The organism is Hyphomonas sp., assembly GCF_017792385.1.
Taxonomy (GTDB): Bacteria; Pseudomonadota; Alphaproteobacteria; order Caulobacterales; family Hyphomonadaceae; genus Hyphomonas.
Genome location: NZ_CP051230.1, coordinates 3,775,180 through 3,792,167 on the forward strand (window position 1 = coordinate 3,775,180; position 16,988 = coordinate 3,792,167).

Sequence of the window (16,988 nt, forward strand, 5' to 3'; positions counted from 1 at the left end):
TCACGCGCCGCTCAGGTGCGCCCGGTCTCCACCGTGCAGTGCGCCGACAAGTCCTCCAGCACGGTTTCGAACCGGGCCGGCAACAGGCGCTGCAGCTCCGCCTTGTCGATCTGGTCACACGCCATCAGGGACAGGACCATGGCGGTCTCGTCCTGAATGGTCTGCATGGCATCCAGCGCTTCCCGGCTGGCGCCGGCCTGCATCAAGGCGGCGGCATTCTCCCGCGCCGCGATGTGGCGTACTGTCAGGTTCCACGCCAGCGGCAGGATGTCATCAATGCGCTGCGTGTGTTCCAGCGCGGCCGGCCAGTCTTCGTCCAGCACATGGATGAACCCGATATTCTCTTCCGTGTAGGCCACACCGACCTGCGTTGCGCCGCGCTCGGCCCGGATACGTGCCGCCGTGCGCAGCTCCGACAGGGCTTCCTGCAGCGCCTCTTCATACAAGCGGCCTTCCGGCAATTGCCTTTGCGCCGCCAGCGCCACCAGCGTCGTGCCGACGCCATGGTGGGCCATCTGCTCCTGCTCCAGAGTGATGTCTTCGGGGTCCGCCCCGATCAGGTGCGCCGCTTCGCTGAAGGCGCGATAGGCCAGCAGCGCATCCCCGCGCTTGCGCAGGCACTGCCCCTTCCAGAGCAGCAGCATCGGCGCGTCCAGATCCCGCGCCGTGGCCTGGTTCACATAGTCCACGACGGTCGAGCATCCGCGGTTCCAGATCAGGGACGCGTCATTGGCTTCGCGATATTCCAGCATGGCCAGACCGGCTGCGCCCATCGCCTGGTCGGGCAGCGCGTCCGCCGCCATCAATTGCTGGAATGCCGCGCGCACATCGCTGGATTCAACTTCCCCGCCCCAATCGTTCAGGGCCGCCTGCAGCAACAGGTGTTCCTCATCCCTCAACAAACGGACATCGCCATCATCGGCGCGTAACACCATGCTCACCACCTGGGAGGTGACATCATTCATCGGCTTGCCCAATACGTGACTGCGGGCAATGTTGACTGCGCGGTCCTTGTAGGCCGCGATCTGCCGGGCCGAGCCCGCCTGCTGCAATTCGCGCGACAGTTCGGCCTGGCGACGCGCCGCCTCGTTCTCCTCGCGGATCGCGACCAGTTGCGCCTGGGTCGATTCGCGCTGGCGGCTCGCCTCTCCGGCGACGATGCGCAGATTGATCTCGTTGAGACGGGCCTGATGGGCATATTCCGATTTCAGTCCCTGCAGGGCCATGTAGAAATAGATCACGCTGCCGACAGCGATGACGGCCGCAGTTACCAGAAGCACGGCAAGCGCGCGGATCAGGAAACGGAACGCCTTCTGCTCTCCCTGCAATTCCCGCAGCAGATCAAGAGAGGTGACCGGGCTCTGGGCGGAGTCGGAAACGGGGCTCATGCGACAGGCCTTTCTGACAGGATGGGCCGGTCGCTGCCGTCCCAGACCGAGGGGCCGAACACCGGCTCCAGCAGGAGGCGCAGTCCCGTGTCGGAATCCTCCTCGCGGATGAAGGCTTCCGCAATCAGCAGCTTGATGCGCATCTGGCGCTTGCGCCACATCCGCAGGGCGGCGCCGATGGCCGTGGCCACGAAGAAATTGGACGCGCCGATCATGCGCTCGGGATTGTCGGCGAACAGGTCTTCCCCCACCGGCAATGGATAATGGCCCAGCAGGGTCGACACGAAGACGCTGAACGAAACCAGCGCCATGAAGATGGCCCCCAGCAGCAAGTACCTGTTGAGCCGGGCTTCCGATTTGAGCTCGGCCCGGTGGTGGCTGATCAGGGGGCTGATCGTCTTCATGCCCTACTCCCCATCCCGCGCGACCCGGAAGCCAATTCCGTCATCGCGCCCGGTATCCGGGAAGGCGTCCCGGAAGGCCGAACGGACATAGGAGGGAATTTTCTCCCAGCTGCCACCCCGCACAGCCCGGCTGCGACAGCCCTGCTCGTCATACACGCTCGCCGCACCGAACCGGCCGAGATAACTCCGCACGCTGCAGTCCGCGACCCATTCCGCGACGTTGCCATGCATCTCATGCAGGCCGAATCCATTCGCGGGATAATAGCCGGCCGGCATGGGCCGCCGGGGCCAACTGCCCTTGGGGCCATTGTTGTAGATGCGCCCGGCATTGAAGTTTGCCTGCTGGTCACTCAGCGTCTCTCCGGTGTGAAACGGCGTGCGGGTTCCCGCGCGGGCCGCATATTCCCATTCCGCCTCGCTCAGCAGGCGATAGGGTTCGCCCTCCACGCGAGTGTTCAGCCAGTCAACATAGGCCATCGCCTCGACCCAGGTAATGTTGATCACGGGCAGGCCCGGTTGCTGCCATTGCTGGCTGCGGGTTTCCTGGGCGGCCTTGTTGCCTGCGCAGCCTCCATCCGCGATGCAGGCGTCCAGCTGGGCCCAGGTAATCTCCGTCGCCGAAGCGGCAAAGGGCGCAAGGGTGGCCCGCCATTGCGGACCTTCATTGTCCTTGCGTTCGGCCTCACTCTCGGGCGATCCCATCAGGAACTCACCGCCTGGAATGGCCACCATTTCCGGACAATCGGTACAGTCGCGGAATGTGCGCTCCTCAATGGATCCGCCAGCCGCGGCCGCGGTGAAAGCGGCGCGGCGCAGCAGGGTCGACACCTCGGTAAATCCCGGCGCAATGTCTTCACTGGCGGGCGTGCCGGGCGTATCTCCCGCGCTGCGGGCAGCGGACGTGCGAGCGCCGTGCGGCGGCAGCCGCGAAGTTGAGGTGACCGGTACGGGCTGGGGCGCCGCGCCGCCATTGCAGCCGGCAAAGCAGAAATCGGCGCCGGTCAGGCCGGAATTGTAGAAAGGCGTCTGCAGGCCATTGGTCGACTGGTTCACACGGTCGGCAACCCGTTTGAACACCTGTTCGGCGATCAGATTCTGCTGCTGGATCGTGTCGGACAGGGCGACGGCAAATGTGGAGTGGCGGCCTTCCCCATCATAGGCGACATAGCCGGGCGCTGTGGAATAGGAGATCAACAGGCCACGCGCCGGCTTCACCTCCGCAAGCCCCCCGGCCGCACTGCGTGTGGCGCTGGGCAGCGGATTGTCCCGGCATGCGTCCAGGATCACGAAATTGACGGCATTCCCGGCATGCTCGACATAGCGCAGCGCATCGCCCAGGCGCGGTGCCTGTCGCCAGATATCCTGTTCGGAGCGGGCATTCGCATCGACCGGCACCAGATAGTTCAGCCCCTGTGACTGCACCCCATGTCCCGCATAATAGATCAGCCCCACCGCACTCGCCCCGGCCGCTTTCAAACGGGCCCCGTGCGCGGCAAAGGCCGTTTCCATCTCGTCTTCGGTACCGTCGATCACGAGGTCCACCGTGAAGCCGACCGTGCTCAACGTGTCCGCCATCAATTGGGCATCGCGGGCCGGATTGGGCAATTGCCAGCCGGTTTGCTGATAGTTGGAATTGCCGATGACCAGCGCATAGCGCGGCGCGTCAGCCGGTTGCGACAGGGCGAGTGGCCCCAGCATCAGGCAAAACAGGGCTGAAACAATGGTCCGAAGCATGGCGGGCGTCCCCTTCCGCAAGTCGCGACATCCCTCCCCAGCGCGCTGCGTTAACTAACCCCAATTCCCGGCACGAGAAAAGGGGTCAGTTGGATCGGCCCGTCCGGGCCAGGGGGTCAGGCCGCGCCGGGGCGCTGGGCAACATCGGGCTGGGCAGCGAGCAGTTTCGCCTGCCCGACCCAGTCGTCCCGCAGGATCCGGCCCTTGAAGTGTTCCAGTTTGTCGTCGACCCACTGGATTTCGTCTGGCCCCCATTCGGCAATCTGCCAGAAATAATAGACGCCGATCTCGTTCAGCAATTCGGCCAGCATCGGGCCGATGCCGTTGACCCGTTCCAGATCGTCCTCCTGCCCGAAGGCCGCTTCGACCAGCAGGTTGGCCTTGTCATCCGGCCGCATGGCCTGACGCACAGGGTCCTGCCCCCGCAGGATCTCCACGCTGCGCACTGTGGTCGTGGGTTGCGGCGCTGGCGGGGGTGGAGGCGGTGGAGGCGGCGGCGGGGCGGCCGGGGTTTCGTTCACGGTCGTCTGGGTGAACCGCGCCTGCGACAGGGGCACACGCTGGCTGATATCGATATCCGTGCGGGCATACGCCGTTTCCTGCAGCGTGCGCACCATGTGATGCATCGCCGCCATGCCGTACTCGATGGAGGTCAGCCGGTCTTCCACGGCGCCCATGTTCAGGCGCGCTTCCATCTTGCGCAGGGAATTGGTGATGCTCGACAGGTCCGGGTCCTGCAGCGTGACCACCGTTTCCTGCAGGGCGGCCAGACGGCGCTCCAGCGGTGCCACATCCGGCAGCGCCTGCATGTCGATGCGCAGGGTTGCCAGCGAGGATTCGAGATTTGCCAGACGCGCCTGAAGGGGCGAGAAATCGACCGGCGTGCGATCCAGCGTCGAGACATGAGCCTCCAGCGAGGCCAGTTTGGAATGCAGCGCCGCCGTGCCGCCTTCCAGATCCGCCAGCTTGTTGTTGGTGACCCGCACGTGGTCTGGCGCCGTTTTCAAATCGCGCTCGATCTGACGCAGCGTTTCCGTGATCGGCCCGAAATCCGGCTCCGGAAGTGACAGCTCGCCAATGGCGGTTTCCAGCTTGGCCAGGCGGTCGCGAAGACTGTCGACATCCGGCACGCGCAGGGAGGCAAGCGAGGATGACAGGGTCTGCAGACGAATGGTCATGCTTTCATTGTCCGCCTTGCGCTGCGCGTCGAGCCGTTCGGCAAACTCGGCCAGCCGGGATTCCATCTGGCCGAAATCGCTGCGGATCGGCTCGAGGTCGGTCATCGGCAGGTCGAGATTCTCGATGGCCAGTTCCAGCCGCGCCAGCCCGCTGTGAATCGGGCCGAGGTCCGGTTCCGGCATCTGCGCCGGTTCCGAATTGACCAGAACATTCACATTGTCCTCGATCCGGGACAGACGGCCTTCGATATCCTCTAGGTCGGTGTTCTTCAGCTGGCCCACGGCCAGGTCCAGGTCGGACAGGCGCGACAGGACCGGGTCGAAGCCGGCACCGCTGTCGGTCAGCCGGGCCTCGATCGCATCAAGACGTGCATGCAGGGGCGAAATGTCCGGAAGCGGCAGGCTGGTCAGCCGGTCACCGATACTGTGAATATTGGCATGGAACTCATCGCGCGTGACCGGCGATGGCAGCGCCGAAATGCGCTCCTCGATCATGGAGAAATACGACGCGATTTCGTCGCGTGACACGGCCGGCAGGGCGTCGGCTTCGGCGCTCTCATCCATCAGCGTTTCGTAGGTTTCGGTGACATCCTCATAGCGGTTCCGGAACCACCAATAGGCCAGCGCAGCGCCTGCCAGGGCGGCAAGCAGCATCAGCAGGAAGATCTGGATGAGAAGGAACCACATGATGTTTACTTTCGACGTATCAGGAGGAAATCATTCGGAAACACGGATCACCCGTATTTCAATTCGGCGGTTCTGGGCCCGCCCTTGCGGTGTGGTGTTGGAGGCAACCGGGCTGGCATCCCCATAGCCCGTGGCCACAAGCCGGCCGGGAGGCACCCCCCGCGCAATCAGCGCATTGCGCACTGCCTCTGCACGCGCCTGGCTCAGCGCGCGGTTCATGTCCGGCAATCCGGTACTGTCCGTATAGCCCGCAATACGCAGAGTCCCCGGACAGGACCGCACGGCTTCCGCCACGCTGTCCAGCAGGCCCGCACTGGATGCACCGATCACGGCGCTCGAGGACTGGAACTCGATCCGCGTGTCCCCCAGCAGATCGGCGAGAGAGGATTCGCAAGTCGCCACGGCCTCGTGCGCGATGATGTCCACCGCGCCAACTTCTCCCAGCGGGATCGGCGCAATTGCCATCTCGCGAACCGCGGCAGCCTCGGCCCCCGGCAGTTCACAGCTCAACGAGAACCGGTTGTCATTGAACCCCGCCACGCCCCGGTCACACCGCGTCACCGTGTTCAGGCCGCGCTGCGCCACTTCGAAGAATCCGGACGGCGCCGCATCCTGGGTGATCGACAGACTGTCCTGAATCGAGAGGATACGCGGCGGATCGATTTTCGCCCGGGCTGCGGAGACGATTTGCTGTCGGACGGAATTGTCCGGCATGTCCCCGTCCAGCGTCAGCACGCCGTTGGCGACACGGAACGACCAGTCGATTGCCGTGGCCGGAGTGCCCTCGCCCAGGTTTGAATAATCGAACGCGTCCCGCACACGCGTGACCGGGCGCGCAGATCCGAACAGGGTCGGTGCGCGAGCCCGCCGCACGGCGGCGACGGCCGCTTCGGCAGCCTCCCGGCTGGGTGGGCGCCCTTCCAGCGTGATCCATTGTCCCGAAACATTGGCCCGGGCCCACGCGGCATCTGCCTCGATCAGGGCTTCGGCAGCTGTCCGCCCGGCGGTCGACTGCACAACGCCAAAGGCGAACGGCCAGAGCGCGAACAGCAACAACAGCCCCAGCGCAATCAGCGGAATGCCGCCCAATGGAAAGAATGGCACAGGCTCGCCGGATGCCCGCCGCACCTTGCGCGTTTGCAGGAACCGTCCCCCGGTGCCGGTGCTGTCACTCAAACTGCAACCCTCATCACGCCTGTTATCCACGCCCCACCCGATTTCGGGAATTGCGTCAAACACTAGCCGAAACAAAGGGCTCCAACAACATTCCGATCCCGAAATGAAACGTCCGCGAAGACAATATTGCTGACAATTCTTCTTGGGATTCAGCCGGGGCGAGAGTTGTAATCAAGGCAAACGCCTGTCACGCGAACCGGGGCTTTACTTGCCGATGTCGTCGGGAATCGTCTGGTCCATGGTTTCTGCCGGATGACAGCAGGACGGGCCGCTGACAATGCGCGCCGGAACACCGGCCACCGTGCATTTCGCCGGTACATCCTTCAGCACAACGCTGCCGGCCGCCACCTTGGCCTCGTCGCCGATCTGGATGTTGCCCAGCACCTTGGCACCGACCGAGAGCAGCACGCCCTTGCCGATCTTCGGATGGCGATCGCCGACTTCCTTGCCGGTGCCGCCCAGCGTGACGCCATGCAGCAGCGAACAGCCATCGCCCACGACCGCCGTTTCACCAATCGTGATGCCGGACGCGTGGTCGAGCATGACGCCGGTGCCGATGCGGGCGGCCGGATGGATGTCCACTCCGAACAGTTCCGAAGCGCGGCTCTGAAAATGGAAGGCCAGTGTCTCCCGCCCTTCGCGCCACAGGAGGTTGGCCACGCGATAGGTCTGCAGGGCGAGGAAGCCCTTGAAATAGAGAAAGGGCTGCAACATGCCACGGCAGGCCGGATCCCGCTCCAGCACGGCCTGCATGTCGGCTTCCGCCGCATCGACCAGCGAGCGATGGGTGTCATAGGTCTCGCCCAGGATCTGACGCACCTGCTGGGTGCTCATCACCGGACTTTTCAGCTTCTCCGCGAGATGAAATGAAAGCGCCTGACACAGTGTGGCATGGGCCAGGATGGCCGAATTCAGATAGCTCGCCAGGGTCGGCTCATCTGCCGCAGCGGCGCGGGCCTCGAATCTGAGGCGGTTCCAGGCGGGCGCCGGGGCGCCGATATCCGGGTTCTCTGGCATGTCTCTTCCTTCCGGTCCCTGATCTATCGAAATGGGCCGTTTTGGCCCGAGTGCAACCCCTGTTGCCGGTTTACTCTGCTGGCACTTCGCGGCCGCCGAACATATGGCGCAGGGCCTTCCGCACCGGTTTCATCGTCGTGATCCGGAAGATGGCCGGCGTGAAGTACAATGCCAGCAGTGCCGAGCCGCCGACCCCGCCGGAAATGCCCGCCGCCAAAGGCATCCAGAAAGAATCCCCGGTCAGCAGGATCGGCACGAAACCGCCCATCGTGGTCAACGTGGTCGCCACGATATGCCGTGTGGCATCCACCACAACTTCGCGCTGGGCGATCACATCATCCGCCATGGCGCCGGGATTGGCCCTCAACAATGACAGAACGACAATGGAGCCATTGATCGCAATGCCGAACAGGCCCAGCCCGCCGATGATCGCATTGAACCCGAATGGCAGGTTGAACAGCCACACGCCGAAAAAGGCATAGCCCAGCGACAGGAACCCGGAGGCCAGCACCAGCAGCATCATGCGGAAGGAATTGAACACCAGCATGATCGCCCCTGCCATCACCATCACCAGCGGCACGCCAACAGCGGCGAGATTGCCGAGGGCGTCGCTGGAATTCTCCGCCTCCCCGCCAATCACGACGTCATAGCCCGCCGGGATGTGGAATCCGGTGTCCGCGAAGCGCGCCTGATAATCCGCCAGCACAGGCGCCGGCAAGGTATAGGGATCGAGATAGGCCAGGATCTGGTTCATGCGCTGGCCATTGCGCCGCGTGATCACGGCAGTCTCCGGGACGAGCGTGACATCGCCCAGGGCCGAAATGGGCGTGCCGGCACCGGTGCCAACCGTGGCGGAGCGCAGATCCGCCATGCCGGATCGACGCGACATGGGGGCAATCACCTTCACCGGCAGTTCCTCGGTGCCCTCCAGAACGGAGCCGGCCCGGACGCCTTCCAGCTCCGCGCTCAGATCTGCAGCAATATCCGTCAGACGCTCGCCCGCCATGGCAGAAGCGGCCTCATCGGCCTGCAGGCGCATGGTCGGCGCGCCAAGCTCGAGCGAGGCAACCGTGTAGGTGATCCCCGGCGTCTGGCCGAGCACGCCGCGGATCTCGTCGCCGATCCTGTCCAGCGTATCGAAATCATTGCCCATGATGCGCAACTCGATCGGCGCATCCGCTGGAGGTCCCTGTTCGAATGGCAGGGCCAGGAAGCGCGCGCTTGGAAACTCCTCACGCACCATGCGCTGCACTTCGCCGACGATCTCGTGCGTGCGCTCATTCGAATCCAGCTGAATCCAGCCGGTGGCGAACCCTTCAACGCCTTCGGTATTGTTGAGGACATTGTAATAGACACGCGGAGATGGCTGGCCGAGCACCCAGGTCACATCCTCCACCCCCTCGATGGCACTGATCATGTCCGTTGCGCGGTGCGCCACATCGACCGTGTCATGTATGTCCGCTTCAGGTGACAGCTGGAACGTCACCTGAAACTGGTCGCGCTCCGTCTGCGGAAAGAACTGAGAGGGCAACTGACCCACCAGCCAGAACCCGAAGATTGCCGGCGCCACGCCGATGGCGATGCCGAGCAGCGGGAATCGCAGCGTCGCTTCGATGGAGGCCCGATAGCCATCCGAGATGAAATCGTTCATCACGCCGTCCCGCCACCAGCGGCGCGGGCGTTTCGCCTGTCCGGTTTCCCAGCCGCGCTTGCGGTCAAACCAGCCGGCCATGGCGGGGATCACGGTGATGGAGACGATGAAGGAAGCCGAAATCGAGAACACAACCGACAGGCCGATCATGCCCACAAATTCTCCGGCGCCGCCGGGAAGCAGGGCAATCGGCGCAAACGCCAGGGCTGTGGTCAGTGTGGACGCCGCCAGCGGCGCAGCCAGATGGCCAAGGCTCTGCCGGATGGCCTCGAACCGGTTCTTCCCCTTGGCCCGCAACTGGTCGAACTCGTCAACCACGACAATCGCATTGTCGATAAGAAGTCCAAGCGAAATGACGAGGCCGGTCACCGACATCTGGTGGAGCGGATGACCGAACACGCTGAACAGGATCAGCACGAGGCTGATCGTCAGCGGGATGGCCATGCCGACCACGATGGCCGAGCGCCACCCCATCGTGACGAACAGGACAAGCACGACGATGAAGGCCGAGAACAGCAGGCTTTGCGCAAGGCCGTTCAACCGGTCATTGGTGTAGCGGCTCTGGTCGAACACGGTCTCGACCTTCAGCCCCGGCGGTGCAGAGGCTGCAAACTCGTCCGCGATCGCCCGCGCGCTTTCCGCCCATCTGTCCACACGCTGCCCGGGTGAAATGTACACACCCACCAGCACCGTCCTCAGATTGTTCTCATAGGCCTGTTTCGTCGCCGGGTCCGCATAGCCTTTCTCGACCCGGGCAACATCGCCAACGCGCACGGCCGATCCGTCGGCGCGCTGCAGAAGCGGCACCTGACGGACCCGGGATATGCCATCAAATTCACCGCCGACTTCCAGGCCGATTGTACCGCCTTGCCCGCGCAGACGCCCGGCCGGAGTCTTGCTGTCCGCCGATGCGATCAGTCCCGCCGCGTCGCGGAAGGACAGGCCGGCTGCCGATAGCGCCTGCGGGTCGACCACCACACGCACTTCTTCTTCGGGCAGGCCGTAGGTTTCGGTTTCCTCCGTGCCGGGCAGGCGCTGGAACTTGTCCTCGAGATCCAGCACCAATCGGCGCATGACGGTGAGGGGCGGATCGCCTTCGCCCGTCCAGGTCAGTCCGACGACCAGCGTCGCCGCGCCCACATAAAGCCGCTCCACTTCCGGCGATCCGACGCCTGCGGGAAACTGCGCCTGCGCCTCCTCGACCTGCCCCCGGATCAGCGTCCAGGTATCGTCCACTTCGCCCTCCGACAGGTCTTCGCGGATCTGGATGCGGACCTGCGAAAAACCGGCCCGGCTGGTGGACGTGACTTCCTCGATCTCGGCAAGCTCCATCAAGGCGGCCTCGACCGGCTCGGTGACCAGCGCCTCGACGCGTTCCGCATCTGCGCCGGGATACGGCGTCAGCACGAAGCCGTAGCGCTCGATCAGGGTCGGATCCTCCTGGCGCCCCAGAGTCAGCATGGCCCCGAGACCGCCAATCAGGACCACCAGGATGGCGAGAATGGCCAGGCGCGGCAACTTGAAGAACAGCGTCGACATGACCTTCAGCCGCCGTTCACAGCCGCCGCGCGATGAACGTCGCGCGGTTCCACCGGCAAGCCAGGCACAATCCGCTGCAGGCCGTCCGTGATGACTCTTTCTCCGGCCTCGACTGCGCCGCGTACAAAGGCCCTGTCCCCGTCGGTGTGCACCATTTCCACGGGCCGTGTGGCAACGGTCCAGCCGGATCCGGCCGGCTCGGCAACATAAATCGTCCACAGGCCGCGGGAAGCGGTCGACAATGATTTCACTGGCACCCAGAAGCCCGGCTCATCGATGTCACGCTGCATGGTCAGGCGCACGACGGCGCCAGAGGCCACAGCGCCGGTATTGTCGATTTCAAACACGGCGGCCACGGTTCGCTGCGCCGGATCGATGACACCGGTCACGCTGCGTAGAACGGCTTCCACCGGACCGGTGTCTGCCTGCAGCTGATAGGTTTCGCCAGGGCTCAGGCGCGCTGCACTCCCGGCCGGCAAGCCGATGCGCGCTTCCAGATGCGCGGCTTCCACAAGGTCCAGCACGGGCTGGCCTGCTCCGGCAATCGTGCCCTCGTCGGCCAGGCGGGCTGTCACCACTCCGTCGAAGGGGGCTGTGATACGGGAGAGGTCAATCTGGACCCGGAAAATGTCGGCCTGCGCCTTCGCGGCTTCCACTCGAGCCAGAGCGGTATCAGCCTGCGCTTCGGCTTCGTCGACCGCCTGCTGGGACACATGTCCCTGCATTTTCAGCTTCCGCTGCCGTTCAACTGTGCTGAGGGCAAGAGAATGCGCCGCGCGAGCTTCCTCGATCACCGCGTCTGCTGACGCAAGCTGGGCCCGCAGACCACGCGTATCCAGGCTGGCCAGCACGCTGCCGCGCTTGACCCGGTCGCCGACATCTACCGCAATGGTCTCGATCCGCCCGCCACTGGAGAATCCCAGCGCGCTGCTGCGTCTGGCTTCCGCGAGACCGGAATAGGTCTCGTTCAGCGTGAAGGCTGTGACCAGTTCGACGGGCGCAACCTGAACCGTCATGGGCGCCGGGGCCGCCTTGGCAATCTTCGGCCCCTCCTCGCTGCGCAGACGGGTCGCAGCAAAGACGAGACCGGCGCAGACCAACGCCAGAACGATCATGAAGAACAACCCTTTCAGGGCTGTCGGCCGCTTGTCGCGCGACACGTCTCCGGTGTGGGGATCAGTCTCTGTCATGAAGTATGTCCTGGAAGGTCGCCATTGGTGTCCGTCACCGCAGGCTTCAACAGGCTGCGGATCTGGAGGCTTGCATGAAACTCGATGAAATCGCTTGCCGAAATCGGGTTCTCGTCCGGGACGAGTTGGTGGAATTTCGGCACGTGAATAAGCAGCTGGGCGAGCCCGTGGGACCCCGCCCAGAGGGACTTTGCCGCCATGACCGGGTCCAGTACGGGATCGAACACGCCCAGTTCCTGTCCCTCTCTGACCATGCTGATCAGCACGCCGAATGCCTGCCCTTTCTGGGATGCGACGAAGCCCTCCCAGGACAGGATACCGGCTCCGTTCTCGGGAAGGTCATGCTGGATGCTGGAAAAGGCCGCAGCATAATGGAAAGGACGCGTCACGGCCGTTTCAACATAGGTCGCGACACACGCTTTCGCGCGCTCCAGAAATGGTCGGTCAGCGCTGGAACTGTTGTCGACCTTCTCGAGCAGCCGTTCGAAGAACGCCTCCTTCAATTCGTCGATCAATTCCTCCTTGGAACCGAAATACTTGTAGATCGCTGCCGGTGAATAATCGATTTCGTCGGCCAGACGCCGGATCGACAGCCCTGTCTCGCCTTCCCGCGCAAAAACGCGCTCGGCAGCCGAGATGATCGACTCCCGCACGCGCAGGCGGCGGCGGTCAGCCGGCGTTACCTCGGGGGCGTTGTCTGTTTCCATTTGATCCAGCGCTCAAGCAGAGTGTTCAGAAAGTGAACACTGTTCACTCTTGTACTCCCATCCACCTGAAATCACAACACGCAATTCGTTAATGGCCGCCTTCAAGATCATCGCGGCGGCACCTATGTTGCGGCAATGACAAAGCGATTCCCCCCCGCCCCCGCCATTGGTACGCCCATGCTGGCCACCCGTCCCAGCGCCGAGGCACGCCAGCTCCTGGCCCGCCGCCGGTCTGCTGGAAAGCACTTCATCAACGAACCAGGCCCATCACCGGACGCGCTCGACGAGTTGCTGGAAATCGCCGCCCGCGTGCCAGATCATCGCAAACTGACTCCATGGCGTTTCATTGTGTTCGAGGGCGAGGCCCGCGCGGATTTCGGTCAGGAACTCGCCCGCATTCGCGGCGAAACGCTTGAAGATGCAGAATCCCGGGACTTGATGGAAGCCGCCGGCCTGTTCCTGCGCGCCCCCACTGTCGTCGCCGTCATCTCCTCGCCGAAAGATGACGGGCGAACACCTGTCTGGGAACAGGAGCTGTCTGCCGGTGCCGTCTGCTACAATCTTCTGCTGGCGGCCAATGCCAGCGGCTGGGCGGGCGCATGGCTCAGCGAGTGGCCGGCCTTTGACTCGCAAGTTGCCGACGCACTCGGCCTGGAGGGCACGGAGCGCGTGGCCGGCTTCATCTATCTCGGCACATCCAGGGTCGCCCCGCCCGAACGCGGACGCGCCTGCATGTCAGACATCGTCACACGCTGGTCGCGCTAGCCCCGGCCACGATAGGACGCGACGCCGGTCTCGGGCACATAGAGTCCTGCCGGCACATCACCCGACTGCCAGAACACATCGATCGGGATCCCGCCGCGCGGATACCAGTATCCGGAGATGCGCAGCCAGTTCGCTTCGGTGAAGTCGAAGATCTTCTTGCCGATGGATACAGTGCATTCCTCATGGAAGGCTCCGTGATTCCGGAAGCTGGTGAGGTAGAGCTTCAGGCTTTTGGACTCGACCAGCCACTCTCCGGGCGCATAGTCGATCACCAGATGGGCAAAATCAGGCTGGCCGGTCACGGGACACAGCGATGTGAATTCCGGAGCCACGAACCGGGTCAGGTACAATGTGTCCGCATGGGGATTGGCCACACGTTCAAGCCGGGCCTCTTCAGGACTCTGCGGTTGGTGGGTCTGCTGGCCGAGTTGGCCCAGCCCCTGATAAATCGGATTGTCAGCCATATTAGAGGATCGCCGGTACGGGAATGAGGTTGAAGGTGAGCCCCATATAGAGCGCATAGGCGAAAAGGAGAACCGCTCCCTCCCAGCGCGCCACCAGCTTGCCCGTAATCGCAAACACCACCATCAGCGCGACCGACAGGACCAGCGCCGCAATATCGCCCACACTGATCAGGCTGTTGCCGATGCCGGAGGCCATTGCATCGGCGGTGACATCGCCACTCGGTTCGCGGCGCACGCTGAACGGGTGCACAAGGGCGGTCAGCCCCAGAATGCCGAGAATGTTGAAGATGTTCGAGCCGATGATGTTGCCCAGCGCGACGTCTGCCTTGCCCCGGAAAGCGGCGATGGCCGACGTCGCGAGTTCCGGCAGGCTGGTGCCGACTGCAACAATCGACAGGCCGATCACGGTTTCGCTGACACCGAATTCCCGCGCGATGACGACGCCGCCATCTACCAGAAATTTGGCGCCAAGCACAACACCCGCAAGACCGGCCAACGCAATCAGCGCGCCCAGCGCAACGCCGTAATTCGCCTCGACCGTCTCCCCTTCCCCAGCATGCATTTCGGCCACCGCGCCCTGGCTGGCCCGGTCTGCCATCAGCGAAAACACAATATAGATCGCTAGAGCAGTAACGAGCAGCGCACCACCGAGCCGCGAGAAAAGATCGAACCAGATCATCGTGCAAAGCAACAGCGTGGCCAACAACATCAGAAGCGTGTCCCGCATGAGGGCGCGAGGGTTGGTGATGATCGGATGAATTACGGCCGCCACACCTAGTACCAGCAGGATGTTGGCAATATTGGAACCGACCACGTTTCCGACCGCTATACCAACGGCATCGGCGTTGATGGCATTGAGGCTGGTCACCAGTTCCGGCACCGAAGTTCCGAAGCCGACGAGTGTCAGACCAATCACCAGTTCGGAGATATTGAGCTTGCGCGCAACACTCACCGATCCCCGGACAAGCCCTTCGCCCCCGACAAACAGGAGGACGAGGCCGCCAAGAACCATCAGATATGTCATGAAAATCCCCGTGGGAAAAAGTTGAAGTGCAAATATGGGGGGATGCGCGACGCGCCGCAATCAGGCCCTTGCCAAGTATTTCTGCGGGAACGGTTGGCGTCGCAAAGCCGCAAAAAAAACAGCTATCGGGTTGGAAGCGACAAATTTCAGCAAACTTGTTCACCGTACACTCAGCTCAATGGCGCACAATTCGCCGTGAATATTCAGGGACTGACGTCGACATGGTAAACCGGGCAGAACGCCTGACCGACACGCGCCGCCTGCAACTTGGCAGAATGGCTGTGTGCTGCGTGGCGCTCGGCCTGTTGCCAGCTTGTGCGTATCTGCGCGGAAACGGAACTGGCGAGTCTGCCACCTCCGGTTCGGCATATATGCCCGTAACCTTCGACGGTGTACCAAACTCCCTGGAAGACGGCGCACGCGATGCCGTATCGATCCGGGCGGGTGCCCCCACCAGTCTTCTGGACGTTCGCCGGAGAGCCAATCAGGCCGCAGACACCCTTCAGGAATACCTCGCATCCGAAGGCTATTTCGCTGCGGTCGTCACGCCTGATCTGGTCGAAGACATGGACATGACGCCCCGGCTGGATGTTGATCCCGGTGAGCGTTTCACCATCGCATCGGTCACTCTTGCTGGCACCGGCGACCTGCCGGAGGAGGTGCTGACCCGACTTGAGCTTGTCTCAGATGAGCTGGGCATCGGCACCTGGGCCGTGACCGAAGACATCGAAAGTCTCGACAAGCGCCTGGTCACCACATTGCGCAAGGCCGGCTATGCCTTTGCCGAAAGCGAAGGGATTGATGCGCTGGCATCCCGGGCGGATTCGACACTGGAGCTGACCTATTCGCTCTCCCCCGGACCGCGCGTCCGCCTGGGAGACCTGATTGTTCCGGTGGACTTGAAAACGCGTCCGGGCGCCATCCGCACCCTGCGCAACTGGCAACCCGGAGACTTCTACAAGCCGGACACAATGGAAACACTGCGCACGCGCCTGCGCAGCACGGACCTGTTCGACGGGATCGGGGTCAAGATTGCTGAAAATCCGGGAACTGACGGGTATCACTCCGTTGAGCTGCAGCTCTCGGAAGGCAAACGCCGGTCGATCAGCGCAGGTCTCAGCGTGTCCACTTCGGAAGGCGCGGGCGCCACGGCCAGCTGGGAACGCCGCAACCTGACCGGTGTCGGCGACACGCTGGGCGTGGACGCCCAGATCGCCACCCTGACCAGCGAACTGACACTGAGCTATGAACGCCCGAACATCGGCAGATATGGCCGCGATTTCTCAGCCGAGACCGGCATTCGTGCGGAAGAAACGGATGCCTACGACCTGCAGGGCGTCAGTGCCACAGCCAGCCTGTCGCAACCCTTCAATGATCACTTCACATTGTCCGCAGGCGCAACAATCGACGCGACGCGGTCAACCGACTATGAATTGCGATCCGCCGGCCAGGATGAATATGTCGAACAGGTCACCTTTTCGTTCCCGTTGGGCGCGACCTACGACACGGTGAAACAGCCGCTGGACCCGCAGGCCGGCAATCGTATCGCACTGGGTGTAGAGCCGGGCGTCTCAGTTGGCGACAGCGAGGCGCCCTTCACACGCATTACGACATCGGCATCGACCTACAGAAAGATTACCGACCGGCTTGTGGCGGCTGTCCGCGCCGAGGCCGGCACTTTCCTTGGCGATGATGATGTGCCGGTGGACCGGAAATTCTACGCCGGAGGCGGCGGCTCTGTCCGTGGCTTCGAATATCAATCCCTGTCTCCCACCGATACCGACGGCAACATCATTGGCGGCGATGCGATGTTTGCAGCGTCCGCGGAACTCCGGTTCCGGCACTCCGACCGCTGGGGATACGTCGCCTTCGTGGATTCGGGTTACGCCGCTGGCTCGATTGATGAGGCCATCAGCGAGATGCGCATGTCTGCTGGCTTCGGCATTCGCTTCTATCCGGGGTTCGGTCCGATCCGGTTCGACATTGCGACGCCGCTGGACCGGCAGGAGGGTGAAGATCCGGTTCAGATCTATGTGTCGATCGGGCAGGCATTCTGATGTCAGT

13 protein-coding genes are annotated in these 16,988 nt (G+C 63.4%); 2 read left to right on the forward strand and 11 right to left on the reverse strand.

Annotated elements, in window-relative coordinates:
* Positions 1–11 precede the first annotated feature (11 nt).
* From HF955_RS18185 to HF955_RS18225, 9 genes are all read right to left on the reverse strand, one after another.
* Entirely contained in the window at positions 12–1,388 is a 1,377-nt protein-coding gene (locus HF955_RS18185; RefSeq protein ID WP_027836520.1) for a hypothetical protein, read from the reverse strand.
* Complete coding sequence (locus tag HF955_RS18190) at positions 1,385–1,792, reverse strand: hypothetical protein (RefSeq protein WP_027836521.1); 408 nt, start codon at positions 1,790–1,792, stop codon at positions 1,385–1,387. The genes HF955_RS18185 and HF955_RS18190 overlap by 4 nt, the downstream gene beginning before the upstream one ends.
* Before the next feature lie 3 nt (positions 1,793–1,795).
* Entirely contained in the window at positions 1,796–3,526 is a 1,731-nt protein-coding gene (locus tag HF955_RS18195; protein WP_291076988.1) for an SUMF1/EgtB/PvdO family nonheme iron enzyme, read from the reverse strand.
* 116 nt (positions 3,527–3,642) lie between these two features.
* A complete protein-coding gene (locus HF955_RS18200) occupies positions 3,643–5,391 on the reverse strand; it encodes a hypothetical protein (RefSeq protein WP_291076989.1) in 1,749 nt (582 codons plus the stop codon).
* 30 nt (positions 5,392–5,421) lie between these two features.
* Positions 5,422–6,567: an OmpA family protein gene (locus tag HF955_RS18205; RefSeq protein ID WP_291076990.1), complete on the reverse strand. Its 1,146-nt coding sequence runs from the start codon at positions 6,565–6,567 to the stop codon at positions 5,422–5,424.
* Positions 6,568–6,771: 204 nt separating this feature from the next.
* Positions 6,772–7,584 (reverse strand): serine O-acetyltransferase, encoded by an 813-nt coding sequence (gene cysE / locus HF955_RS18210; protein WP_027836523.1) that lies wholly within the window; start codon positions 7,582–7,584, stop codon positions 6,772–6,774.
* A gap of 70 nt (positions 7,585–7,654) precedes the next feature.
* Positions 7,655–10,774, reverse strand: coding sequence for an efflux RND transporter permease subunit (locus tag HF955_RS18215; protein ID WP_291076991.1), 3,120 nt, complete (start codon positions 10,772–10,774; stop codon positions 7,655–7,657).
* Positions 10,775–10,779: 5 nt separating this feature from the next.
* Complete coding sequence (locus HF955_RS18220; RefSeq protein ID WP_291076992.1) at positions 10,780–11,964, reverse strand: efflux RND transporter periplasmic adaptor subunit; 1,185 nt, start codon at positions 11,962–11,964, stop codon at positions 10,780–10,782.
* On the reverse strand, positions 11,961–12,671 hold the full coding sequence (locus HF955_RS18225) for a TetR/AcrR family transcriptional regulator (protein ID WP_291076993.1): 711 nt from the start codon (positions 12,669–12,671) through the stop codon (positions 11,961–11,963). Before HF955_RS18225 ends, HF955_RS18220 begins: the two co-directional genes overlap by 4 nt.
* A 135-nt stretch (positions 12,672–12,806) precedes the next feature.
* Here HF955_RS18225 and HF955_RS18230 point away from each other — a divergent pair, with 135 nt between their 5' ends.
* Positions 12,807–13,436, forward strand: coding sequence for a nitroreductase (locus HF955_RS18230; protein WP_291076994.1), 630 nt, complete (start codon positions 12,807–12,809; stop codon positions 13,434–13,436).
* Here HF955_RS18230 and queF read toward each other — a convergent pair.
* Both queF and HF955_RS18240 read right to left on the reverse strand, forming a co-directional pair.
* Positions 13,433–13,900, reverse strand: a complete 468-nt coding sequence (gene queF, locus HF955_RS18235; protein ID WP_291076995.1) for a preQ(1) synthase — start codon at positions 13,898–13,900, stop codon at positions 13,433–13,435. The two genes, HF955_RS18230 and queF, sit on opposite strands and share 4 nt — an antisense overlap.
* A gap of 1 nt (position 13,901) precedes the next feature.
* Positions 13,902–14,924: a calcium/sodium antiporter gene (locus HF955_RS18240; protein WP_291076996.1), complete on the reverse strand. Its 1,023-nt coding sequence runs from the start codon at positions 14,922–14,924 to the stop codon at positions 13,902–13,904.
* Between the two features lie 221 nt (positions 14,925–15,145).
* Between HF955_RS18240 and HF955_RS18245 the strand changes: the two genes are divergently transcribed.
* The gene (locus HF955_RS18245) at positions 15,146–16,981 is read left to right on the forward strand and encodes an autotransporter assembly complex family protein (protein ID WP_291076997.1); all 1,836 of its coding nucleotides are present in this window, start codon (positions 15,146–15,148) and stop codon (positions 16,979–16,981) included.
* The last annotated feature ends 7 nt before the right edge of the window (positions 16,982–16,988 follow it).